At 69.1% G+C, this 22,356-nt stretch carries 19 protein-coding genes and 1 tRNA gene; 16 read left to right on the forward strand and 4 right to left on the reverse strand.

Annotated elements, in window-relative coordinates; all coding sequences use genetic code 11:
* Nucleotides 1-13 precede the first annotated feature (13 nt).
* The 5 genes from lptC to hpf all read left to right on the forward strand — a co-directional run bounded on the left by lptC (nt 14) and on the right by hpf (nt 4,631).
* Nucleotides 14-715 carry an LPS export ABC transporter periplasmic protein LptC gene (lptC, locus tag OF850_RS23610; RefSeq protein ID WP_301588090.1) on the forward strand — a complete coding sequence of 234 codons (702 nt, stop codon included), beginning with the start codon at nt 14-16 and terminating at the stop codon, nt 713-715.
* Nucleotides 712-1,620 carry an LptA/OstA family protein gene (locus OF850_RS02465; RefSeq protein WP_301588092.1) on the forward strand — a complete coding sequence of 303 codons (909 nt, stop codon included), beginning with the start codon at nt 712-714 and terminating at the stop codon, nt 1,618-1,620. The genes lptC and OF850_RS02465 overlap by 4 nt, the downstream gene beginning before the upstream one ends.
* Complete coding sequence (gene lptB / locus OF850_RS02470; protein ID WP_301588094.1) at nt 1,617-2,372, forward strand: LPS export ABC transporter ATP-binding protein; 756 nt, start codon at nt 1,617-1,619, stop codon at nt 2,370-2,372. Before OF850_RS02465 ends, lptB begins: the two co-directional genes overlap by 4 nt.
* Nucleotides 2,373-2,395: 23 nt before the next feature.
* A complete protein-coding gene (rpoN, locus tag OF850_RS02475) occupies nt 2,396-3,838 on the forward strand; it encodes an RNA polymerase factor sigma-54 (protein WP_301588095.1) in 1,443 nt (480 codons plus the stop codon).
* A gap of 196 nt (nt 3,839-4,034) precedes the next feature.
* Complete coding sequence (gene hpf, locus OF850_RS02480) at nt 4,035-4,631, forward strand: ribosome hibernation-promoting factor, HPF/YfiA family (RefSeq protein WP_301588098.1); 597 nt, start codon at nt 4,035-4,037, stop codon at nt 4,629-4,631.
* Between the two features lie 18 nt (nt 4,632-4,649).
* On the opposite strand, the gene OF850_RS02485 is transcribed toward hpf, so the two are convergent.
* A complete protein-coding gene (locus OF850_RS02485; protein ID WP_301588099.1) occupies nt 4,650-5,306 on the reverse strand; it encodes a ribonuclease D in 657 nt (218 codons plus the stop codon).
* A 26-nt stretch (nt 5,307-5,332) separates the two neighbouring features.
* Nucleotides 5,333-5,419 (reverse strand) — tRNA-Leu (locus OF850_RS02490).
* A 112-nt stretch (nt 5,420-5,531) separates the two neighbouring features.
* On the opposite strand from OF850_RS02490, the gene OF850_RS02495 reads away from it, so the two are divergent.
* The 4 genes from OF850_RS02495 to OF850_RS02510 all read left to right on the forward strand — a co-directional run bounded on the left by OF850_RS02495 (nt 5,532) and on the right by OF850_RS02510 (nt 13,349).
* On the forward strand, nt 5,532-6,461 hold the full coding sequence (locus OF850_RS02495) for a complex I NDUFA9 subunit family protein (protein ID WP_301588100.1): 930 nt from the start codon (nt 5,532-5,534) through the stop codon (nt 6,459-6,461).
* A 165-nt stretch (nt 6,462-6,626) separates the two neighbouring features.
* Nucleotides 6,627-8,066 carry an NAD(P)-dependent oxidoreductase gene (locus OF850_RS02500; RefSeq protein ID WP_301588101.1) on the forward strand — a complete coding sequence of 480 codons (1,440 nt, stop codon included), beginning with the start codon at nt 6,627-6,629 and terminating at the stop codon, nt 8,064-8,066.
* Nucleotides 8,067-8,071: 5 nt separating this feature from the next.
* Entirely contained in the window at nt 8,072-12,589 is a 4,518-nt protein-coding gene (gene gltB, locus OF850_RS02505) for a glutamate synthase large subunit (protein ID WP_301588103.1), read from the forward strand.
* 91 nt (nt 12,590-12,680) lie between these two features.
* Nucleotides 12,681-13,349, forward strand: coding sequence for a glutathione S-transferase family protein (locus tag OF850_RS02510; RefSeq protein ID WP_301588105.1), 669 nt, complete (start codon nt 12,681-12,683; stop codon nt 13,347-13,349).
* 4 nt (nt 13,350-13,353) lie between these two features.
* On the opposite strand, the gene OF850_RS02515 is transcribed toward OF850_RS02510, so the two are convergent.
* Nucleotides 13,354-14,193 carry a tetratricopeptide repeat protein gene (locus OF850_RS02515; RefSeq protein ID WP_301588106.1) on the reverse strand — a complete coding sequence of 280 codons (840 nt, stop codon included), beginning with the start codon at nt 14,191-14,193 and terminating at the stop codon, nt 13,354-13,356.
* Between the two features lie 45 nt (nt 14,194-14,238).
* Here OF850_RS02515 and OF850_RS02520 point away from each other — a divergent pair, with 45 nt between their 5' ends.
* A complete protein-coding gene (locus tag OF850_RS02520) occupies nt 14,239-15,096 on the forward strand; it encodes an SDR family oxidoreductase (RefSeq protein WP_301588107.1) in 858 nt (285 codons plus the stop codon).
* On the opposite strand, the gene OF850_RS02525 is transcribed toward OF850_RS02520, so the two are convergent.
* Nucleotides 15,028-15,780, reverse strand: coding sequence for an alpha/beta hydrolase (locus OF850_RS02525; RefSeq protein ID WP_301588109.1), 753 nt, complete (start codon nt 15,778-15,780; stop codon nt 15,028-15,030). The genes OF850_RS02520 and OF850_RS02525 overlap by 69 nt on opposite strands.
* Nucleotides 15,781-15,996: 216 nt before the next feature.
* On the opposite strand from OF850_RS02525, the gene OF850_RS02530 reads away from it, so the two are divergent.
* The 6 genes from OF850_RS02530 to ffh all read left to right on the forward strand — a co-directional run bounded on the left by OF850_RS02530 (nt 15,997) and on the right by ffh (nt 22,350).
* Nucleotides 15,997-16,206, forward strand: a complete 210-nt coding sequence (locus OF850_RS02530; protein WP_301588110.1) for a hypothetical protein — start codon at nt 15,997-15,999, stop codon at nt 16,204-16,206.
* A gap of 35 nt (nt 16,207-16,241) precedes the next feature.
* A complete protein-coding gene (locus OF850_RS02535; RefSeq protein ID WP_301588111.1) occupies nt 16,242-17,357 on the forward strand; it encodes a glycosyltransferase family 4 protein in 1,116 nt (371 codons plus the stop codon).
* Nucleotides 17,354-18,247 (forward strand): glycosyltransferase family 9 protein, encoded by an 894-nt coding sequence (locus OF850_RS02540; protein WP_301588113.1) that lies wholly within the window; start codon nt 17,354-17,356, stop codon nt 18,245-18,247. Before OF850_RS02535 ends, OF850_RS02540 begins: the two co-directional genes overlap by 4 nt.
* Before the next feature lie 55 nt (nt 18,248-18,302).
* Nucleotides 18,303-20,243, forward strand: coding sequence for a threonine--tRNA ligase (gene thrS, locus OF850_RS02545; protein WP_301588114.1), 1,941 nt, complete (start codon nt 18,303-18,305; stop codon nt 20,241-20,243).
* A 69-nt stretch (nt 20,244-20,312) separates the two neighbouring features.
* The gene (gene infC, locus OF850_RS02550; protein WP_301588115.1) at nt 20,313-20,837 is read left to right on the forward strand and encodes a translation initiation factor IF-3; all 525 of its coding nucleotides are present in this window, start codon (nt 20,313-20,315) and stop codon (nt 20,835-20,837) included.
* 136 nt (nt 20,838-20,973) lie between these two features.
* Entirely contained in the window at nt 20,974-22,350 is a 1,377-nt protein-coding gene (gene ffh, locus OF850_RS02555; RefSeq protein WP_301588116.1) for a signal recognition particle protein, read from the forward strand.
* Nucleotides 22,351-22,356: the final 6 nt, after the last annotated feature.

The following is a 22,356-nucleotide window of genomic DNA, read 5'->3' on the forward strand; positions in this document are numbered from 1 at the left end:
CCATACATCCGAAGTGAGCAACCCTCCTGCCTCCGACGCGCCCGCCCGGGCCGGTGGTGCGCCCGCCGCGGTGCTGCCGGCCAGCCGCGCCGTCCCGGTCCCGTCGCGCCCGCGCCGCACGCCGAGCGCGGGGCAGATCGCACGCAGGCAGCGCTTCGTCTGGCTCGTGAAGCTCGTCCTGCCGGCCCTGATCATGGCGCTGCTGGGCCTCCTGTTCCTTTGGCCGGAATTCGAAGGGAGGGAAGGGCGCCTGTCCTTCCGGCGGGGGCCGTCGATGACGCCCGAGGCGCTGCAGGTGGTCGCCCCCCGCTACCAAGGCATCGACGAGATCAACCGCCCCTACACCGTCACCGCGCAGACCGCGCGCCAGCCAGGGCAGGATCAGATCCTGCTCCTCGACTCGCCACAGGCGGATATCCTGCTGAACGATGGGGCCTGGGTGTATCTCGAATCGCGTGAGGGGCGGTACGACCGGCCGCGGCAGGCGCTCGACCTTTGGGGCGACGTGCGCCTCTTCCATGACGGCGGCACCATGTTCCGGACGGAGGCGGCGGTGCTGCAGGTGGATACCGGCCATGCCTCGGGCAACCGCCCAACCCAGGCGCAGGGCCCCTTCGGCACGATCGAAAGCGAAGGATTCGAGATGCGCGACCGTGGCGCCGTGATGATCTTCACCGGCCGTGCCCACGCCGTCCTGGAAGGGCGCCAACAATGAAGCGCTTTCTCGTCGCCCTTTCCCTGCTTCCCGGCCTCGCGGCGGCGCAGGGGTTGGACATGTCGCAGGGCGGCCCGGTGGACATCACCGCCGATGACGGCATCGAGTGGCGCCAGGCCGAGCAGGTGGTGATCGCCCGCGGCAATGCCCGCGCGTCGCGCGACGGGACCACGGTGGAGGCGGCCCGCCTCCTCGCCCGCTATCGCCCGGCATCCGGCGAGGCGGCCCCGGCCCGGCCCGGCGAAACGCCGCTATCCGGCGGCAACGAGATCTGGCGCATGGAGGCGGAGGGTAATGTCCGCATCCACACCGCCACCGACCGGGCGACGGGTGACCGCGGCGTTTTCGACATGGACCAGTCGGTGATGGTGCTCACCGGACGCAACCTGTCCTACGCCACGCCGCAGCAGACCATCACCAGCCGCGACTCCCTGGAGTACTGGAGCGAGCGCCGCATGGCCGTGGCACGGGGCGAGGCCGTGGTGACGACGGAGGATGGCCGCCGCATCACCGCCGACACGCTGGTCGCCTACATGCTGCCGGATCCGCAGCCCGCGCCGGGGGGTGCCACCCCGGCCCGCGGGCCCGCCCAGCCGCGCGCCGGCTCGCAGGGGGCCGCCGCCCCGCCACCTGGGCAGGGCCGCATCGACCGCATCGAGCTTTTCGGCAACGTGGAGATCCGCACGGCAACCGAGGTGGTGCGCGGCGAGCGCGGCATCTATTCCGCCCAGACCGGCATGGCGCGGCTGCTCGGCGATGTCCGCATCACCCGGCAGGAAAACCAAGTGAATGGCCGTGAGGCGCTGGTGAACATGAACACCGGCGTGTCGCGCATCGTCTCGGCGCCCGGGCAGCGCGTGCAGGGATTGATCGTCCCGCAGCAGGGACAGGCGGCACCGCGATGATTCGCCCCAAGCTGCAGGCAGTTCCTTCCGGCGGCGGCCTCGTCGCCGAGGGGCTGGGCAAGCGCTACAAGAAGCGCCCCGTCGTGCGCGACGTCCACGTGTCGGTCCGGCGCGGCGAAGCGGTGGGGCTGCTAGGCCCGAACGGGGCCGGCAAGACCACGACCTTCTACATGATCACGGGCCTCATCCAGCCAGATAGCGGCCGCGTGCTGCTGGACGGCGCGGACGTGACGCGGCTTCCGATGTACCGCCGCGCGCGGCTCGGCATCGGCTACCTTCCGCAGGAAGCCTCGATCTTCCGGGGCCTTTCCGTGGAGGACAACATCCGCGCCGCGCTGGAGGTGGCGGAGCCCAAGCGCGACCTGCGCGAGCAGATGCTGGACGGGCTCCTGGCGGAGTTCGGCATCGGCCACCTTCGCCGCGCACCTGCGCTGGCGCTTTCGGGCGGCGAGCGGAGGCGCTGCGAGATCGCGCGCGCCCTGGCCACCCACCCTTCCTATATCCTGCTGGACGAGCCCCTGGCCGGCATCGACCCGATCGCCGTCGGCGAGATCCGTGACCTCGTGAAGCACCTGAAGGATCGCGGGATCGGCGTGCTCATCACCGATCACAACGTGCGCGAGACGCTTGAGATCATCGACCGCGCCTATATCCTCCATGACGGCCAGGTGCTGATGGAAGGCTTGCCGCAGGAGATCGTGGCGCATGAAGGAGTGCGCCGCGTCTATCTGGGCGAGAAGTTCAGCCTCTGATGCGCCGCGAGGCGCGCTGACCCATGTCTGTCGGCCCCAGGCTCGACCTTCGGCAGTCGCAATCGCTGGTGATGACGCCGCAGCTGCGGCAGGCGATCAAGCTTCTTCATGCCTCGAACGTGGAGGTCGCCGCCTTTGTCGAGGAGGAGCTTGAGCGCAACCCGCTCCTGGAGCGGGAGGAGGGCAGCGTCGCCGTCGCACCCGAGGCGCCCGTCCCGGACTCGGCGGAGGCCGCCGCCTCCGACCGCATCGCCGAGGCACCGCTCGATGTCGACCTTTCCAACGTCCAAGAGGATGGCGAGTCCTGGCAGCCTGCGTCCGGGCCGGGTGGGCGGACGGATTTCGGCGAGGGGCTCGACTCGCTTGAGACCGTCGCCGCCGCGTCGCCCAGCCTGCGGGAACGCCTCGCTGAGCAGATTCGCCTTTCCTTTCCCGAAGGGCGGGAGCGGATGGTCGCCGCGGCGCTGCTCGCCCTGCTGGATCCGTGTGGCCGGTTCCTGGCTGAGCCCGCCCGGGTGGCCGACGCGCTGGGCTGCGAGGAAGCGCTGGTCGAGGCGGTGCGGGGGAGGCTGATGCGCTTCGAGCCTGTCGGCATCTTCGCCCGCGACCTGCGTGAATGCCTGAAGGTGCAGCTGGTCGAGCGCGGACGGTTCGACCCATTCATGGAGCGGCTTCTGGACAACCTCCCCCTCCTCGCCCAGCGCGACATGCGTGGGCTCCAGGCAGCGTGTGGTGTCGATGCCGAGGACCTCGCCGAGATGGTGGCGGAGCTCAGGCGCCTCGACCCCAAGCCGGGCGCGGGGGCGGATGACGAAACGGCCCGCACCGTGCAGGCCGACATCCTGATGCGTCCGGATCACGATGGCGGCTGGGTGTTGGAGCTGAACTCGGAAACCATGCCGCGCGTGCTGGTCAACCGGGGCTTCGCGGCGCGCGCCACCGTGTCCTGCAGGGACCGCGATGGCCGCAACTTCCTGCAGGAGCAGCTGCAATCCGCCAATTGGCTGGTGAAGAGCCTGGAGCAGCGCGCGAACACCATCCTGCGCGTCGCCAGCGAGATCGTCCGGCGCCAGGACGGCTTCCTGCGCCATGGCATCAAGTTCCTGCGCCCGCTCATCCTGCGCGACGTCGCCGATGCGGTGGAATTGCACGAAAGCACGGTCAGCCGCGTCACCTCCAACAAATACATCGCGACGCCACGCGGCCTCCTGGAGCTGAAGTTTTTCTTCACCACCGCCCTGGGCGGGACCAGTGGAGCGGAGGCGGTCAGTGCCGAGGTCGTGCGCCACCGCATCAGGTCGCTGATCCAGGACGAGACGGCCGAAACCGTGCTGAGCGACGATGCCATCGTCGCAAGGCTGCGGGAGGAAGGCGTGGACATCGCGCGCCGGACCGTGGCCAAATACCGGGAGGCGCTTCGCATCCCCTCATCGGTGGAGCGGCGGCGCCAGAAGGCGGCGGGCTGAGAAAGGCGGCCCTTCCGCCACGCGAGGGCCGCGACGCCCGCGAAACCTCCGGGGCGGGCATCGCGGTGCGATCCAGACCACGGCCGCTTGAAGCCTGATCCGGCATTCGGCCGTTGGCATCCCGGAGGGGCCGGCTCGGCCTGGGGAAATGTCCCTGTCCGGCCGGGCGGCGCCTGGAACGGAGGAAGACGAGACGATGCACATCACCGTCGCCGGCAAGCAGGTTGCCACCAGCGATGCGCTGCGGGTTCACGTCGAGGAAGGCCTCGGCACCATCACATCGAAATACTTCGATCACGCGCTGGAAGCGCGAGTCACCTTTCGGAAGGCCGCGAAGGGGGCCGGGTCATTTGCCTGCGACATCAATCTCCATGCCGGTCGCGGGCTGCTCATGCGCGGGGAAGGGCAGGGGCCCGACGCGCACCGTGCCTTCGACGAAGCGGCCGAGCATGTTGCCAAGCGCCTGCGCCGCTACCGCCGACGCGTGAACGAGCACGCAAGGTCACAGGCCGGGGGCCGCGACGCCAGCGAGATGGCGCGCGAAACCGTGTTCCGCGGCGAGGAGGAGGACGCGACGGACGAGGCGCAGGCCGCGCCGGACGGGGGAGACCACCCGGCCGTGGTCGCGGAGGACACGCGGGAACTGCACACGCTGACGGTGGGCGAGGCGACGATGCGCCTGGATCTTGAGGGCGGGCCGGTGCTGGTGTTCCGCAACCGCGCCTCGCAGACAATCAACGTGGTCTACCGGCGCCCGGACGGGCATATCGGCTGGATCGATCCGGCTAGCTAGCGCGCGTCCGGACCTGCCTCAGTGCGCGAACAGGTCGGGCTCATCATAGCCCAGCAGGTCCAGCTTCCCGCGCACCGGCAGGAAATCGCAGCAGGCGAGGGCCAGTTCCAGCCGGCCCTCGCGGCGCAGCAGGGCCTCCAACCGCGCCCAGAGCGCATGGAGGTGAAGCACGTCGCTGGCCGCATAGGCGCACTGCTCCGGCGTCAGCTCGGCGGCGCCCCAGTCGCTGGTCTGCTGCTGCTTGCTGATCTCGACGCCCAGCAGGTCACGGCACAGGTCCTTCAGCCCGTGTCGGTCCGTGTAGGTTCGGACCAGCTTGGACGCGACCTTGGTGCAACGAACCGGAGCCACGGTGATGCCCAGCGCGTTGTGCAGCGCCGCCACGTCGAAGCGGGCGAAGTGGAACAGCTTGATCACGTCGGGCGCGGAAAGCAGCCGTGACAGGTTGTGGGCGGCGCCGAAGCCGCGTCCGCCAAGGGCTTCCGGAACGAACTGGACGAGGTGCGCCGCCCCATCGCCACTGGAAAGCTGCACGAGGCACAGACGGTCACGTCGCGGGTCGAGGCCCATTGTCTCGGTGTCCACCGCCACCACGGGGCCGAGCGAAAGCCCGTCCGGAAGGTCGTGCGCGTGCAGGTGCACGGTCCCGCCCGGGGTGAAGAGCGTCTTGGACATGCGGCGAAACCGTCTCAGGGGAGGAGTGGTGCCCAGGAAAGGACTCGAACCTTCACGACCTTGCGGTCACTGGCACCTGAAGCCAGCGCGTCTACCAATTCCACCACCTGGGCAATCAGCGGTGCTGTGAGGCGGGGAATAATGGCGGTGCGGGATGGCGTCAACCCCGTCCCCCGGCCCAGATTCCTCCCTATAAGGTCGCAGCGGAAGACGGAGGCGCGGCGTATGCGGAAGGTGGCGGCAGTGTTCGGCGGGACGGGATTCATCGGCCGCCAAGTGGTGCAGCGACTGGCGCGGGAGGATTACGTGGTGCGCGTCTGCGCGCGGCGCCCACCGACCTCGGCGCAGCTGTACACGATGGGACGTGTGGCTCAGGTCGCGACCCTGGCCGCCGACGTGACGGATGACGCTGCGGTGGCGCGCGCCGTCGCAGGGGCGGAGATCGTGGTGAACACGGTCGGCATCCTCCATGGCGACTTCCAGCGCATCCAGGCGGAGGGTCCGGCGCGGATCGGGCGCCACGCTGCGGCGGCCGGGGTGGCGCGGGTCGTCCACCTTTCGGCGATCGGAGCGGACCGGCAAAGCGCCTCCGCCTATGCCCGGACCAAGGCGGAAGGGGAGGAGGGCCTCCTCGCCGCCTTCCCGCGCGCGACGATCATCCGACCCTCCATCGTCTTCGGCGAGGGCGATGGGTTCTTCGGGCGATTCGGGCCCATGGCGGCTTGGCTGCCCGTCATGCCCGTCATCAAGGGTCAGACGCGGTTTCAGCCCGTCCATGTCGGGGATGTCGCCGACGCGGTGCTGGCCTGCCTGCGCGACCCGGCGACCGAGGGTCGCATCTTCGAGGTGGCGGGTCCGCGCGTCTGGACCTTCCGCGAACTCCTCGCCTTCACCCTGAAGGAAACGGGACGCGACAAGCGCCTCGTCGCGATTCCCGACGGGCTCGCGAGGATGCAGGCTTGGCTCGGGGAGTTCCTGCCCAACCCGCCGCTGACCCGCGATCAGCTGCTGCTTCTGGACAGGGACAATGTCGCTTCGGCGGACATGCCTGGGTTGAAGGAACTCGGCCTGACGCCGAAAGCCGTGGAGGCGGTCATGCCGCGCCTCCTGAGCCGCTTCCGTTCGGGCGGTGGCCGGCGTATCCGCGATAACTGAAAGGACCGATTTGGACCTAATGAAAGTGCGGTAGGTAGGGCTGCAATGGCACGAAGTAAGCGAAGGGGATGATAAGGTCAGTAATACTGACATGAATCGCAACTTCGCGCTTCCCAAGGGGGAGTTCCTGCGCTAATCGCTGCGGGCCCGCTGAAAGGATGCCCCATGGCTGAGCGCATGCTGCAATTCGTCCGCCTGTCGCAGCAAACGCCCCAGAAGCGTACGGCCAGCCAGCGGCGCGAGGATTTCCGCGAGATCTATAACCGCTTCGACCCGGAGAGCGCGTCGGAGCAAGCAAGCCGATGCTCCCAGTGCGGTGTGCCGTTCTGTCAGGTGCATTGTCCGCTCAACAACAACATCCCCGACTGGCTGAAGCTGACGGCCGAGGGACGGCTGGAAGAGGCTTACGAGGTCGCTGCCGCGACCAACACCTTCCCCGAAGTGTGCGGCCGCGTCTGCCCGCAGGACCGCCTCTGCGAAGGCAATTGCGTGATCGAGAAGGGCTTCGACTCGGTCACGATCGGCAGCGTCGAGCGGTACATCGTGGACACGGCCTGGGAGAAGGGCTGGGTGAAGCCGCCCACCCCCTCGCGGGAGAACGGGTATTCGGTCGGCATCATCGGCGCCGGGCCGGCGGGGCTCGCCGCGGCCGAGCGGCTGCGCATCCGCGGCTTCGCCGTGCATGTCTATGACCGCTACGACCGTGTCGGCGGGCTCATGATCTACGGCATCCCTAGCTTCAAGCTGGAGAAGGAGGTCGTGATGGCCCGCTGGAAGCAGTTTGAGGCCGGCGGAATCCAGTTTCACCTGGGCGTGGAGATCGGCCGCGACATCACGCTTGAGGCGCTGCGCGAGCGCCATGACGCGATCTTCCTCGCCACCGGCGTCTACAAGGCGCGGGACGTGGAACTGCCCGGCGCAGAGCTTTCGGGCATCGTTCCGGCACTCGCCTACCTGACCGCCAGCAACCGCCAGGGCCTGGGCGACTCGGTTCCCGAGTTCGAGTCGGGTGCACTCGACGCCGCGGGCAAGCATGTCGTGGTCATCGGTGGCGGCGACACGGCTATGGACTGCGTCCGCACGGCGGTTCGCCAGGGCGCCGCCTCGGTGAAGTGCCTGTATCGTCGCGACAAGGCGAACATGCCCGGCTCCATGCGCGAGGTGCGCAACGCGGAGGAGGAGGGGGTCGAGTTCCTTTGGCTCTCCGCCCCGGCGGGCTTCGAGGGCAAGGCGGGCGCGGTCGTCGCCGTCCGGGCCACGCAGATGCATCTCGGCCTGCCCGACGTCACGGGCCGCCAGCAGGTCGAGCCCATTCCGGGCAGCGAGTTCACGGTGCAGGCCGACCTCGCCATCAAGGCGTTGGGCTTCGACCCGGAGGACCTTCCGGCGATGTTCAACGAGCCGGCGCTGACCGTGACGCGCTGGGGCACGCTGAAGGTGGACCATCGTACCATGATGACGGACCTGCCCGGCGTGTTCGCCGGCGGCGACATCGTGCGCGGCGCATCGCTGGTGGTGTGGGGCATCCGCGACGGCCGCGACGCGGCGGAGCAGATCGCGGAATACGTCTTGAGCAAGGCGCAAGTCGCCCGGGCGGCGGAGTGACGGACATGGAACGCGACTACGTCGAGAACTGGCAGCGCAACGCCGCCCTCCTCAACGAGGCCGGCATCGACACGACCGAGCACGACGCCTGCGGCGTCGGCCTCGTCGCCGCGCTGGACGGAAAGCCATCGCGCGCCGTGGTGCGCGCGGGCATCGATGCGCTGAAGGCGGTCTGGCATCGCGGCGCGGTGGACGCGGACGGCAAGACCGGCGACGGCGCCGGCATCCATGTCGAGCTGGCGCCCGAGTTCTTCGAGGACGCGGTGCGCCTGGGCGGCGACACGCTGCGCCCCGGCCTGATCTCCGTGGGCATGGTGTTCCTGCCCAAGACGGATTTCGGCGCGCAGGAGCGCTGCCGCACCATCGTCGAGACGGAGATCCTCGGCATGGGGTTCGGCATCTATGGCTGGCGCCAAGTGCCGATCAACGCCACCGTGATCGGCGAGAAGGCGAACGCGACCCGTCCCGAGATCGAGCAGATCCTGATCTACGACCCGGAAGGGCGCGACCAGGCGACGACGGAACGCGACCTCTACGTCACGCGGCGCCGGATCGAGAAGCAGGCCATCGCCGCCCAGATCCCGGAGCTGTACCTCTGCTCCCTCTCCTCGCGCTCCATCATCTACAAGGGGATGTTCCTCGCCGAGGCGCTGAGCGAATTCTATCCCGACCTGCAGGATGAGCGCTTCGTCAGTCGCTTCGCCATCTACCACCAGCGCTACTCGACCAACACCTTCCCGACGTGGCGCCTGGCCCAGCCCTTCCGGATGCTGGCGCATAACGGCGAAATCAACACGCTGTCGGGCAACGTGAACTGGATGAAGGCGCACGAGACTCGCCTCTCCCATCCGCTGCTCGACCCGTTCCTGGACGACATCAAGCCGGTGGTGCAGGCCGGCAACTCCGACACGGCCTGCCTCGACAACGTGTTCGAGTTGATGGTGCGTGGCGGGCGCGACGCCCCGATGGCCAAGGCGATGCTCATTCCCGAGAGCATCGGCAACAACGCCACCATGCCGCAGCCGCATCACGACCTGTTCCTGTACTGCAACGCCGTGATGGAGCCGTGGGACGGCCCCGCCGCCGTCTGCGCGACGGATGGGCGTTGGGTCGTCGCCGGCCTTGACCGGAACGGCCTGCGTCCGCTGCGCTACACGATGACCGACGACAAGCTGCTGATCGTGGGCAGCGAGACCGGCATGGTGAAGCTGCGCGAGGATCAGATCATCGCGAAGGGCCGCGTCGGCCCCGGCCAGTGCATCGGCGTGGACCTTGACGAAGGCCGCCTCTACCTCGACGGCGAACTCAAGGACACGCTCGCGGCCCGCAAGCCCTTCGGCCAGTGGGTGAACCGCACCACCCGCATCGACGAGATCGTCCGCAAGTCCGGCGCGAAGCCCGAGCAGATGACGGGCGAGGCGCTGCGCCGCGCCCAGCTCGCCATGGGCTACACCATGGAGGAGCTGGAGCAGATCCTGCACCCGATGGTCGAGGACGCGCAGGAGGCGGTCGGCTCCATGGGCGACGACACGCCCATCGCCGTGCTGTCGGGCCATTATCGCGGCCTGCATCATTACTTCCGCCAATCCTTCTCGCAGGTCACGAACCCGCCCATCGACAGCCTGCGCGAGACGCGGGTGATGACGATCCGCACGCGCCTGGGCAACCTCGGCAACATCCTCGATGAGGATCCGAGCCAGTGCGACATGCTCATGCTGGACAGCCCGGTCCTTTCGACCGCCGAGTTCCAGGCGATGCGCAACTACATGGGTGCCAGCGCCTGCGAAGTAGACTGCACCTTCCCGGTGAGCGAGGGCGAGGCCGGGCTGAAGCGCGCGCTTGAGCGCATCCGGCGCGAGGCGGAGGACGGCGTGCGCTCCGGCTGCCAGCACGTCATCCTGACCGACGAGGCGCAGGAGCGCGAGCGCGCGGCGGTCCCGATGATCCTGGCGGTCAGCGCGGTTCACACACACCTCGTCCGCACCTCGCTCCGCACTTTCGTGTCGCTGAACGTGCGCTGCGCCGAATGCCTGGACGTGCACTACTTCGCCGTGCTGGTCGGCGCCGGCGCCACGACCGTCAACGCCTACCTGGCCGAGGCCTCCATCGCCGACCGCCACCGGCGCGGCCTGTTCGGGGACGTCGCGCTGGAAGTGGCGATCGGCCGGTTCAAGAAGGCGGTGGACAAGGGGATGCTGAAGGTGATGTCCAAGATGGGCATCTCCGTCCTGTCCTCCTATCGCGGCGGAATGAACTTCGAGGCCATCGGCCTGTCGCGCGCTCTGGTCGCCGAGTATTTCCCGGGCGTCGCCTCGCGCATTTCCGGCATCGGGCTGAATGGCCTCGCGCGTCGCGTGCTCGTCATGCACGAGCGTGCCTTCGGCTCGGAAGTCGTGGTTCTGCCGGTGGGCGGCTTGTATAAGCTGCGTCAGCGCGGCGAGGCGCACGCCTTCGGCGGCACGCTGATCCACACGCTGCAGCGCGCGGTGGAGACGGACAGCTACCAGACCTTCAAGCGCTACAGCGAACTCGTCCGCAAGCAGCCGCCCGTCGCGCTGCGCGACCTGCTGGATTTCCGCGGCGAGCGGCAGAAGCCCATCGCGCTGGAGGACGTGGAAAGCATCACCGAGATCCGCAAGCGCCTGCTGGCGCCGGGCATCTCCCTCGGCGCGCTGAGCCCCGAGGCGCACGAGACGCTGTCCATCGCGATGAACCGCATTGGCGCCCGCTCCGACAGCGGTGAGGGCGGCGAGGATCCGGAGCGCGCGAAGCCGCGCCAGAATGGCGACAACGCGAACAGCGCCATCAAGCAGATCGCCTCGGGCCGCTTCGGCGTTACCGCCGAATACCTGAACAACTGTCGCGAGATCGAGATCAAGGTCGCCCAGGGCGCCAAGCCCGGCGAGGGCGGGCAGCTTCCCGGCTTCAAGGTCACCGGGCTGATCGCGCGGCTGCGGCACTCGACGCCGGGCGTGACGCTGATCTCGCCTCCGCCGCATCATGACATTTATTCCATCGAGGATTTGGCGCAGCTCATCTACGACCTGAAGCAGATCAATCCGGATGCCTCGGTCTGCGTGAAGCTCGTTTCGCGCTCGGGCATCGGCACGATCGCGGCGGGCGTGGCCAAGGCGAAGGCCGATGCCATTCTGGTGTCGGGCCATTCGGGCGGCACGGGCGCCAGCCCCGTCACCTCCATCAAGTATGCCGGGTTGCCCTGGGAGATGGGCCTCTCCGAGACGCACCAGGTGCTGCTGCTGAACCGGCTGCGCCATCGAGTGAAGCTGCGGACGGATGGCGGCATCAAGACCGGCCGTGACGTGGTCATCGCCGCCATGCTGGGCGCCGAGGAGTTCGGCATCGGCACAGCCTCGCTCGTCGCCATGGGCTGCATCATGGTGCGGCAGTGCCATGCCAATACCTGCCCGGTCGGCGTCTGCACCCAGGACGAGGCGCTGCGCGAAAAGTTCGCCGGCAGTCCGGAGAAGGTCATCGCCCTGTTCTCCTTCATCGCGGAGGAGGTGCGCGAGATCCTGGCCTCGCTCGGCTTCCGCAAGCTGGAAGACGTCATCGGGCGCACCGACCTGCTGCGCCAGGTCAGCCGCGGCTCCGAGGATCTGGACGACCTCGACCTCAACCCGCTGCTGGTGAAGGCCGATGCAGGGGCAGAGAAGCCCTACTGCACGGTCGAAGGCCGCAACGAGGTTCCCGAGACGCTGGACGCCGACATGCTGAAGGACGCCGCGCCGCTCTTCGAGCGTGGCGAGAAGATGCAGTTGGCCTACAATATTCGGAACACCCACCGCGCCATCGGCACCAAGGTGTCGTCGCGGATCGTGCGGCAGTTCGGGATGATCGGCCTCCAGGACGGGCACCTCGCGGTGCGGCTGCGTGGCTCGGCCGGGCAGTCGCTTGGGGCCTTCGGCGTGCGCGGGCTGAAGCTGGAGGTGTTCGGCGACGCCAACGACTATGTCGGCAAGGGGCTGTCTGGCGCCACGGTCGTGGTGCGCCCGGCGCCGTCTTCCAGCCTTGTCTGGAACGACAACACGATCATCGGCAACACCTGCCTCTATGGTGCGACGGCGGGGGCGCTGTTCGCCGCCGGTCAGGCGGGCGAGCGTTTCGCGGTCCGCAACAGCGGCGCGCTGGCGGTGGTGGAGGGATGCGGCGCCAATGGCTGCGAGTACATGACCGGCGGTACCGTCGTGATCCTGGGCGCGGTCGGCGACAATTTCGGCGCCGGCTTCACGGGCGGCCAAGCCTTCATCCACGACGCCGTCGGCACCTTCGAGCGGCGGGTCAATCCCGACACCCTCCTGTGGCAGCGCTTGGCTTCGTCGCATTGGGAAGCGGAGCTGCGGGCGCTGATCGAGCGCCATGTGGCCGAAACGGGCAGCCGCCACGCCGCGCGCATCCTGAATGACTGGCCGGAGGAGCGGGCGCATTTCTGGCACGTCGTGCCAAAGGAATACGCTCGCTACCTGCCGCGACCGATGGCGGAGGTGCCGCAAGCGGCAGAGTGACAGAAAAGAGAACGGAACAGGGACTTTCGTTGCGAAGGACCCGTTCCGTTCCCTTCATGTTGCCGAAACCGCGTGGCATTGAAATGCGGCGATGCGGATCCTCTACCACCTGCCCCTTTCCCCTTACTGCCGTAAGGTCCGGCTCGCCCTTGCGGAGAAGCGCATCCCCTTCGAGCTCCGGGTGGAGCGGGTTTGGGAGCGGCGGGACGAGTTCCTGGCTCTGAACCCCGCTGGCACCGTGCCGGTCCTGGTGGAGGAGAACGGTCTCGCCATCGCCGACTCCTATGCCATCTGCGAGTACCTGGACGAAGCTTATCCCGACATCTCACTCTTCGGCCGCACCCTGGCGGAGCGGGCGGAGGTGCGGCGCCTCGTTTCCTGGTTCGACACCAAGTTCGGCGAGGAGGTGACGCGGAACCTGATCTGGGAGCGGCACCTGAAGCGCCCCCTCGGCCTCGGCAACCCGGACGGCGCGGCGATCCGGGCAGGCTACGCGAATCTGAAGCCGCACATGGAGGTCATCGGCTGGTTGGCCGAATCACGGCCATGGCTGGCGGGGCAGCAACTTTCGCTCGCGGATTTCGCGGCGGCGGCACATCTCTCGACGCTCGACTACGCGAATGACGTGGACTGGACGCTGAACGGGGCGGCACGGGATTGGTACAGCCGCATCAAGTCGCGGCCCGCCTTCCGGGGCCTGCTGCAGGATCGCATCAGCGGGCTTTCCCCGCCGTCGCACTACGCCGACCTGGACTTCTAGACCCTCAGCGGCGGGCCGGCCCGAACTCGCTCAGGGAAAGGTTCTGCTGCGCCAGTTCGGCGGCCGCGCTGTCCGGCGCCAGTTCGATGGCGCGGCGCCAGTCGGCCTGGGCCCCCAGCATGTCGCCTCGTGTCTGCCGCAGGATGCCCCGTTCGAGCAGGGCTTCCGCGTTGTCGGGCGCAAGGGTCAGGGCGCGTTCCACCGCCTCGCGTGCTTCGTCCGGCCGCTCCAGGTGGCGCAGGGCGGCGGCGCGGAAGACCAGCGCCTCGGCCCGGTCGGGCTCGATGGCGAGAACGCGGTCCAGATCCTCCAGCGCCTCACCGTAGCGGCGCTGGCTGGCGAGGATCACGGAGCGGTCCACCAGCAATTCCGCGTCGAAGGGTGAGAGGGTCAGCGCGATGGTGATGGCGGCGAAGGCCCGGTTGGGTGCATCCGCCATCATCCAGGCTTGCGCGGCCTGTCCATAGACTGCGGCCCGCGCCAAGTTGCCGGCGCGCGAACCCGCAGCCAGCCTTTCCAGTCGCTCGGCGGCGCGCGAAGGCTCGCCCGTGCCGATGGTCGCCAGCGCCAGGCAATGCCGTGCGCCCTCGCCGCCACCCGTCGCTTCCCAGGCCAGGGCGAAGCGCAGCGCCTCGTCCACGTCGCGGCGCAGCAGGGCGAGGCAGTTCTCGTAATCCTCGCCATCGGCGATGCGGGGCGGTTCCGGCGGCAGCGGCAGGGACGGGATCTCGTTTGCCGCTATGCGCTCCGGCTGGGCGCTGGTCGGCCAGAGCCACCAACCTGCCGCCCCGACAAGGGCCAGGGAACTCGCGAAGCCGAGCATGAGGGGGAGGGGGGACCGCACGGCCTCACCCTAGCGATGCCGGAGTTTCCACGCCAGATCAGCGACATGGACCGACACCTTCTCATCCTGGGCGGGGGCTTCTCCGGCAGCGCCGTGGCGACCTTGGCCCGCCGCGCCGGATGGCGCGTTTCCGTCTCGACCCGCCGCCCGCCCGCCGAGGGCGAGCGCCCTTTCGGCGACCCCGTGCTGCTGGACGGCATCACGCACCTCCTGTCCACCGTGCCGCCCGGTGAGGAGGGTGACCCGGCCTGGGCGGCGCATGGTCCGGCGCTGCGCGGCGCGCGGCTGGAATGGGCCGGCTACCTGTCCACGACCGGTGTGTACGGCGACCGCGGCGGCGCGGCGGTGGACGAGGAAGCGGCACCCGCACCGGGCCAGCCCCGCTCGCAACGCCGCCTCGCGGCCGAGGAGCAATGGCAGGCTCTCCGGTGCTCCCTGGATGTGTTCCGCGTCGGTGGGATCTACGGTCCCGGCCGATCCGCGCTGGACGACCTCCGGCAGGGCACGGCACGGCGCGTGGAGCGTTCCGGGCACCGCTTCGGCCGCATCCACCGCGACGACATCGCCCGCGCCTGCCTTGCCGCCATGACGCGGCCTGGCGGAAAGCGCGTCCTGCACCTGGTGGACGACGAACCTGCCGAGCCCGCACGGGTGACGGAAGAGGCGGCACGGCTGCTCGGCATCGACCCTCCGCCGCTCGTCTCCTTCGCCGAGGCGTGGAAGGGGATGAGCCCGATGGCACGCTCCTTCTGGGCCGAGTCGCGCACCGTGCTGAACCGCCGAACCAAGGCTGTGCTCGGTCTGGACTGGCTGTATCCGAGCTTTCGCGAGGGGCTACGCGCCATCCTCGCCGAGCAACGCGCCGACGGCGCGGCCGAGCAGCAAAAGGTCGCGGGGCGATGACAGGCGATGGTCGCCGCCCTTCACCAAGGTGAACTGAACGTCTTCCGACTCCAGCGCCTCCATCAGCCTCAGCGCGTGACGCCAGGGCACGTCGGGGTCGGCGTCGCCCTGGAGGATGCGAACCGGGCATTGCAGCGCGATCGGCCCGCCGAGCACGAGATTGTGTCGGCCGTCCTCGATCAGCGCGCGGGTGATCGGGAAGGGGGCGCCGTACTCGCTGGGCCGCATCCACACCCCGTCGCGGGCGATGGCGGAGCGGATTTCCGGCGTGAAGCCGGCCCACATCAGTTCCTGGGTGAAGTCGGGGGCAGGCGCGATGCCGACAAGACCGCAGACGCGCTCTGCGTGCCGCAGGGCCAGGAGCGTAGCGATCCAGCCGCCCATGGAGGAACCGACGAGCACCTGCGGGCCCTCGGTCAGCGCGAGCAGCACCGCCTCCGCATCCGCCAGCCAGCGGGAAATGGTGCCGTCCTCGAAGAGGCCGCCGCTTGCGCCATGGCCGCTATAGTCGAAGCGGAGGAAGGCGCGCCCGCGCGACGCGCACCATTCGGCGAGGTATTCCGCCTTGGTGCCGGTCATGTCGCTGTTGAACCCGCCCAGGAACACCACCCCGGGCCCGCGCCCCTCCTGGCGGCGATAGGCGAGGGGAGTTCCGTCGGGCGCGAGAATGGTCGTTTCGTCCATGCCTTCGCATGGCATTGGGGCGCGCGGCTTGGCAAGCCGCGCTGACAGGCCCCGCGCGCGCCATCGTGCTTCTGCAATGGCGTTCCCCATCCCCGACATTCCCACGGCCATGGCCACGTCACAGTGCTGGCGAATGACGGCGTGCCTGGGCTCGGGCTTCGGCGCCCTTTGCTGCAACATCGACGGCTGCCTCATGCGCTGGACCAAGTGCGCCTGATGAGCCTCCACCGCGTCCGCGCGCCGACGGCTAAGCGCTTCCCGGTCGCATTCTTCTGCAATCCCAATCCCGACGCACCGATCGCCGCCATCCCGTCCTGCATCGGGCCGGGTAACCCGCCGAACTGGCTGCCCATCACGGCGGCGGGGCATCTGCGGCCGCGGCTGGGCGCCTCCAAGGCGCATCGCCGCGTGGGGGCAGGGGGGTAGGCTTTGGCGCATGGCAGGGCTAACCCGGAATGGAAATGGCTGTTCCCCCGACCATCCTGCAGGTGCTTCCCGCCCTCGACTCGGGTGGCGTGGAGCGCGGCGCGGTCGAGATCGCGGAGGCGATCGCCGCTGCCGGCTGGCGTCCCCTGGTCGCGAGCGAGGGCGGCCGTCTCGCGGAGGGGCTGGGCGAGGCGCATGTGACGCTCCCCCTCGCCGCCAAGGCGCCATGGGCGATCTGGCGTAACGCCCGGCGGCTCGCTGAGGTGGCGCGGAAGGAGGGCGTGTCGCTGATCCATGCGCGTTCCCGCGCCCCAGCCTGGGCGGCGCTGGGCGCGGCGCGGCGTCTTGGCGTGCCTTTCGTCACCACCTATCACGGCACCTACAATGAGGGCTTTCCGGGCAAGCGCTTCTACAACTCGGTGATGGCCAGCGGCGATCGCATCATCGCCATCAGCCGCTTCATCGCCGAACACCTCATCCGCATCCACGGCATCCATCCCGATCGCGTCCGCCTGATCCCGCGCGGCGTGGATCCGGCCCGCTTCGATCCCGGCACCGTGCCGGCGGCGCGGGTCATGGCGATGCGCGCGGGATGGCGGGTTCCGGAGGGGGCGAAGCTGCTGCTGCTCCCGGCACGCCTGTCGCGTTGGAAAGGGCAGGAGGTGCTGGTGGACGCGCTGGTGCATCTGCCCGAGGCCCACGCCGTCCTCGCGGGGGATGCACAGGGGCGGCAGGGTCTGGTGGCTTCGTTGCTGGAGCGCGCGGCGGCACTGGGCGTCGCGGAGCGGCTGCACGTCGCCGGGCACGTCACCGACATGCCTGCCGCCCTGGCCGCCGCCGACGTGGTGATCCACGCCAGCACGGAGCCGGAGGCTTTCGGCCGCACCGTGATCGAGGCCCAGGCCATGGCGCGCCCCGTCATCGCCGCCGACCTCGGCGGCCCGCGCGAGACGGTCCGGCACGGCGCGACGGGTTGGCTGGTGCCCCCGGGCGACCCCGCCGCGCTCGCTCAGGCCGTGCGCGAGGTGCTGGCGCTACCACCGGCGGCACGAGCCGCGATCGGCGCGGCCGCGCGCGCCGGGGTGCCGACCCTGGCGGCCATGCAGGAGGCCACGCTCGCCGTGTATCGCGAGCTTCTTCCAGGCCGATGAAGCGCATCCTGGTCATCAAGCTGTCCGCGCTGGGCGACGTGGTGCAGGCCTTCGGGCCCTTCGCCGCGATCCGCGCGCATCATCCCGACGCCCACATCACCTTGCTGACCACGCCGCCCTTCGCGGCGCTGCTGGCGGGTGCGCCCTGGTTCGACACCATCCGTGCGGACGGCCGGCCCGGCTGGGGAAATCTCGGGGCGATGCTGCGCCTTGCGCGCGGCCTGCGCAGGGGGGGATTTAGCCGCGTCTATGACCTGCAGACCTCCGGGCGCTCCTCCCGCTACCGGTGGTTCCTGCGCAGCGCGGAGTGGTCGGGGGTCGCGCGCGGCGCCTCCCACCCCCACGCGAATCCGGCACGCGATGCCATGCACACGCTGGACCGCCAGCGCGAGCAGCTGGAGATGGCCGGCATCCGCCACTTCCCAGTGCCCGACCTGTCCTGGCTGGATGCCGATCTGTCGCGTTTCCGCCTGCCGTCCCGCTATGCGCTGATGGTTCCTGGCGCCAGCGCCGCCCGCCCCGGCAAGCGCTGGCCGGTGGAACGCTTCGCCAAGGTGGCGCTGGGGATGGGCATGCCCTGCGTGGTGGTCGGAAGCGCATCCGAGTCCGCGCTGGCCGCTGCCATCCCCGGCGCGCTGGACCTCTGCGGACGGACCACCCTGCGGGAACTGGGCGCCATCGCCCGCCACGCCGCGCTGTGCGTGGGCAACGACACCGGCCCGACCCACCTCGCCGCAGCCTGCGGAACACCCACCCTCGCGATCTTCGGCGCGGAGAGCGACCCGGCCCTTTGCGCCCCACGGGGGCCAGGTGTGGCGGTGCTGCGCGGGAAGCCCATTGGCGCAGTCTCCGCGGCCGCGGCGCTGGCGACGCTGCCCATCCGGCCTTGACCCTTTTGCGGCCCTTCCCCATGGTCCGCGCCCGTTTCCGAGGAATTTGCCCATCATGCCCGTGATCACCCTGCCCGACGGATCCACCCGCCCGTTCGACGGCGCGGTGACGGGCACCGAGGTCGCGGCGAGCATCGGCCCTGGCCTCGCCAAGGCAGCATTGGCGATGGAGCTGGATGGCAAGCTGGTGGACCTCGCCACCCGCATCGAGGCGGATGCGAGGCTGCGCTTCATCACCCGCAAGGACAGCGAGGCGCTGGAGATGATCCGCCACGACGCGGCCCATGTCCTGGCCGAGGCGGTGCAGGAGCTCTTCCCCGGCACGCAGGTCACGATCGGCCCGCCGATCGAGAACGGCTTCTACTACGACTTCCACCGCAACCAGCCGTTCACCCCGGAGGACTTCGCCGCGATTGAGGCGAAGATGCGCGACATCATCGCGCGCGGCGCCGCCTTCACCCGGCGCGAGGTGCGGCGCGAGGAGGCGGTGGCGCTGTTCGAGGGTAAGGGCGAGCGCTTCAAGGTCGAGCTGATCCGCGACCTGCCCGAGGACCAGGTCATCTCCCTCTACGACCAGGGCGGCTGGGAGGATCTGTGCCGGGGACCGCACATGCGCTCCACGGGCGACATCGGCGACGCCTTCAAGCTGATGAAGGTCGCGGGTGCCTATTGGCGCGGCAAGGCGGGCAACCCGATGCTGTCGCGCATCTACGGCACCGCTTGGCGCGACCGGAAGGAGCTCGACGCCTACCTCACCATGCTGGAGGAGGCGGAGCGCCGCGACCACCGCCGCATCGGCAAGGAGATGGGCCTGTTCCACCTTCAGGAGGAGGCGACGGGCTCGATCTTCTGGCACCCGAGGGGCTGGCGCCTCTACCAGATCGTGCAGGACTACATGCGCCGTCGCCTGGACGATGCGGGCTACCAGGAGGTTCGGACCCCACAGGTGCTGGACCGCAAGCTGTGGGAAGCAAGCGGCCACTGGGAGAACTACCGCAAGAACATGTTCATGGCGACGGTGGAGGACCAGGACGAGGCGCATCGCCTCCTGGCGCTGAAGCCGATGAACTGCCCCTGCCACGTGCTGATCTTCAACCATGGCCTGCGCTCCTACCGCGAGCTGCCGCTGCGCATGGCCGAGTTCGGTGCCTGCCACCGCTACGAGCCTTCGGGCGCGTTGCACGGCATCATGCGCGTACGCGCCTTCACCCAGGACGACGCCCACATCTTCTGCGAGGAATCGCAGATCGCCGACGAGACGGTGAAGTTCGTGGCGCTGCTTTCCCAAGTCTACCGCGACTTCGGCTTCGAGGCCTTTCAGGTGAAGTTCAGCGACCGGCCGGAGGAGCGGGCGGGCGACGACGCCACCTGGGACCGCGCCGAGGGCGCGCTGAAGGAAGCCTGCCGCATCGCCGGCGTCGAGTACGAGCTGAACCCGGGCGAGGGTGCCTTCTACGGACCCAAGCTGGAATTCGTGCTGCGCGACGCGATCGGCCGCGATTGGCAGTGCGGCACGCTGCAGGTGGATTTCGTCCTGCCCGAGCGGCTCGACGCCGAGTACGTGGCCGAGGACGGCACCCGCAAGCGGCCCGTCATGCTGCACCGAGCGATCCTCGGTAGCTTCGAGCGCTTCCTTGGCATCCTCATCGAGGAGCATGCCGGCCGCTTCCCGCTTTGGCTGGCGCCGGTGCAGGTGGCGGTGGCGACCATCGTGGACGATGCCGCCCCCTTTGCGCGGGAAGTGGCCGCGGCCTTCCGCTCCGCCGGGCTGCGCGTCGATACGGATTTCCGGAACGAGAAGATCAACGCCAAGGTCCCGTTCCACATCGAGCAGCGCACCCCCTACCTTGCCGTCATCGGAAGGCGCGAGGCCGAGCAAGGCAAGGTCGTGCTGCGCCGCCTGCCGGGACGGGAGCAGCAGGTGCTTCCCTTGGCGGAAGCGGCGGAGATGCTGGCCCGCGAGGCGAGGGCGCCTGATCTGATGGTTGCACCTTGACGCGCGCGGCACCATAAAGCAGCCGTCACACAGTCACCACGACAGGAGAAGACAATAGCCCGAGGTCCAATGCCGCCCGTCCCTCCCACCCGCGAGGGGCCCCGCGTGAACGAGGAGATCCGCGTCCCACAGGTCCGCCTGATTGACGAGAATGGCGAGATGTTGGGGGTGCTGAGCATCCGCGACGCGCTCTATCGGGCCTATCAGGCCGGGATGGACCTGCTCGAGATCAGTCCGAATGCCGTGCCGCCGGTCTGCAAGATCACCGACTACGGCAAGTTCAAGTATGAACAGCAGAAGAAGGCCAACGAGGCCCGCAAAAAGCAGAAAGTCGTCGAGATCAAGGAAATCAAGGTTCGCCCGAACATTGATGACCACGACTACGACGTGAAGATGAGGCAGGCGCGGTCCTTCATTGGCGAGGGCGACAAGGTCAAGGTGACCCTCCGCTTCCGTGGCCGCGAGATGGCGCACCAGGAACTTGGCGTGAAGCTGCTGGAGCGGATCCGGACGGAGCTTGGCGAGCTCGTGAAGGTCGAGTCGATGCCTCGGCTGGAGAACCGCCAGATGGTGATGGTGCTGGCGCCCAAGTGAGCGCCGGTCCCGTCTTACCGGTTGACCCTGGGGCCGATCCCGACTAGGGAAGGCCCATCATCCGGTCCCCGATGGGATCGCCGCCGCTTCGCGAAGGCTCGCGCAGCGGCGCAATGTCGTTTGGAAAGGGTTCTTCGTGTTCGAGGCATTGGGCAACCGGCTTCAGGGGGTGTTCGACCGGCTGCGCGGCCGGGGCGCGCTGTCCGAAGACGATGTGAACGATGCCTTGCGCGAGGTCCGGATCGCGCTGCTGGAAGCCGACGTCGCCCTTCCGGTGGTGAAGGACATCACAGCCAAGGTGCGCGAGCGCGCGGTGGGGCAGGAGGTGATCCGCTCCATCCAGCCCGGCCAGCAGGTGGTGAAGATCGTCCATGACGCGCTGGTGGAGGCGCTGGGCGGCAACGACGAAGGCCCGCGCGGCCTTGACCTGAACGCGCCGGCGCCGGTGCCCATCCTGATGGTGGGCCTCCAGGGCTCGGGCAAGACGACCACCTCGGGCAAGATCGCGCTGCGGCTGCGCGGCAAGGAGCGCAAGAAAGTCCTGCTCGCCTCGCTGGACGTGCATCGCCCGGCAGCGCAGCTCCAGCTGGAGCAGCTGGCGAAGCGGGCCGAGGTCGCCTCGCTTCCGATCGTCGCCGGCCAGACGCCCTTGCAGATCGCCGAGCGCGCCATGGACCAGGCGCGGCGCGAGCTGTTCGACGTCGTGGTGCTGGACACCGCGGGCCGCCTCGCGATCGACGAGGCGCTGATGGCCGAGGTCGCGGCGGTGAAGGCCGCGGTGAAGCCGCACGAGACGCTGCTGGTCGTGGACGCCATGACCGGCCAGGACGCGGTGAACACGGCGCGTGCCTTCAACGAGAAGGTCGGCGTCTCCGGTATCGTCATGACGCGTGTGGATGGCGATGCGCGCGGCGGCGCGGCGCTTTCCATGCGGGCCGTCACCGGCGCGCCGATCAAGCTGCTCGGCGCCGGCGAGAAGCTGGACGCGCTGGAGGAATTCCACCCCGACCGCATCGCGGGCCGCATCCTCGGCATGGGCGACATCGTCTCCCTGGTCGAGCGCGCGGCGGAGACGATCGACCAGGCGGAGGCGGAGAAGCTCGCCGCCCGGATGCAGAAGGGCCAGTTCTCGCTGGAGGACTACGCGGCCCAGCTCAAGCAGATCGGCAAGATGGGCAGCCTTTCGGGGATGCTGGGGATGCTGCCGGGCGTCGGCAAGCTGAAGGCGCAGATCGAGAACGCCAACCTCGACACCACCATCTTGAAGAAGCAGTCGGCGATCATCGGCTCCATGACGCCGAAGGAGCGCCGCGCGCCCGAGATCATCAAGGCGTCGCGCAAGCGGCGCATCGCGGCCGGCTCAGGCGCCTCCGTCCAGGAGGTGAACCGGCTGCTCAAGCAGTTCGAGGACATGCGCGACATGATGAAGCGCATGAACAAGATGGGTCAGAAGGGCATGATGCGCGGCGGCCTCGCCTCGCTCCTTCCCGGCCTCGGCAAGCGACCATTCTGAAAGCAA

The organism is Sabulicella glaciei, from assembly GCF_026183895.1.
Taxonomy (GTDB): Bacteria; Pseudomonadota; Alphaproteobacteria; order Acetobacterales; family Acetobacteraceae; genus Roseococcus; species Roseococcus glaciei.

Bases quoted from the DNA above. Each gene is read 5' to 3' on its own strand.
- OF850_RS02465 (WP_301588092.1), top strand. From the start codon at position 712: ATGAAGCGCTTTCTCGTCGCCCTTTCCCTGCTTCCCGGCCTCGCGGCG.
- rpoN (WP_301588095.1), top strand. From the start codon at position 2,396: ATGTCTGTCGGCCCCAGGCTCGACCTTCGGCAGTCGCAATCGCTGGTG.
- thrS (WP_301588114.1), top strand. From the start codon at position 18,303: ATGCCCGTGATCACCCTGCCCGACGGATCCACCCGCCCGTTCGACGGC.
- OF850_RS02540 (WP_301588113.1), top strand. From the start codon at position 17,354: ATGAAGCGCATCCTGGTCATCAAGCTGTCCGCGCTGGGCGACGTGGTG.
- lptB (WP_301588094.1), top strand. From the start codon at position 1,617: ATGATTCGCCCCAAGCTGCAGGCAGTTCCTTCCGGCGGCGGCCTCGTC.
- OF850_RS02485 (WP_301588099.1), bottom strand. From the start codon at position 5,306: ATGTCCAAGACGCTCTTCACCCCGGGCGGGACCGTGCACCTGCACGCG.
- OF850_RS02530 (WP_301588110.1), top strand. From the start codon at position 15,997: ATGAGCCTCCACCGCGTCCGCGCGCCGACGGCTAAGCGCTTCCCGGTC.
- infC (WP_301588115.1), top strand. From the start codon at position 20,313: ATGCCGCCCGTCCCTCCCACCCGCGAGGGGCCCCGCGTGAACGAGGAG.
- OF850_RS02495 (WP_301588100.1), top strand. From the start codon at position 5,532: ATGCGGAAGGTGGCGGCAGTGTTCGGCGGGACGGGATTCATCGGCCGC.
- OF850_RS02520 (WP_301588107.1), top strand. From the start codon at position 14,239: ATGGACCGACACCTTCTCATCCTGGGCGGGGGCTTCTCCGGCAGCGCC.
- OF850_RS02525 (WP_301588109.1), bottom strand. From the start codon at position 15,780: ATGGACGAAACGACCATTCTCGCGCCCGACGGAACTCCCCTCGCCTAT.
- hpf (WP_301588098.1), top strand. From the start codon at position 4,035: ATGCACATCACCGTCGCCGGCAAGCAGGTTGCCACCAGCGATGCGCTG.
- OF850_RS02500 (WP_301588101.1), top strand. From the start codon at position 6,627: ATGGCTGAGCGCATGCTGCAATTCGTCCGCCTGTCGCAGCAAACGCCC.
- OF850_RS02535 (WP_301588111.1), top strand. From the start codon at position 16,242: ATGGCTGTTCCCCCGACCATCCTGCAGGTGCTTCCCGCCCTCGACTCG.
- gltB (WP_301588103.1), top strand. From the start codon at position 8,072: ATGGAACGCGACTACGTCGAGAACTGGCAGCGCAACGCCGCCCTCCTC.
- OF850_RS02510 (WP_301588105.1), top strand. From the start codon at position 12,681: ATGCGGATCCTCTACCACCTGCCCCTTTCCCCTTACTGCCGTAAGGTC.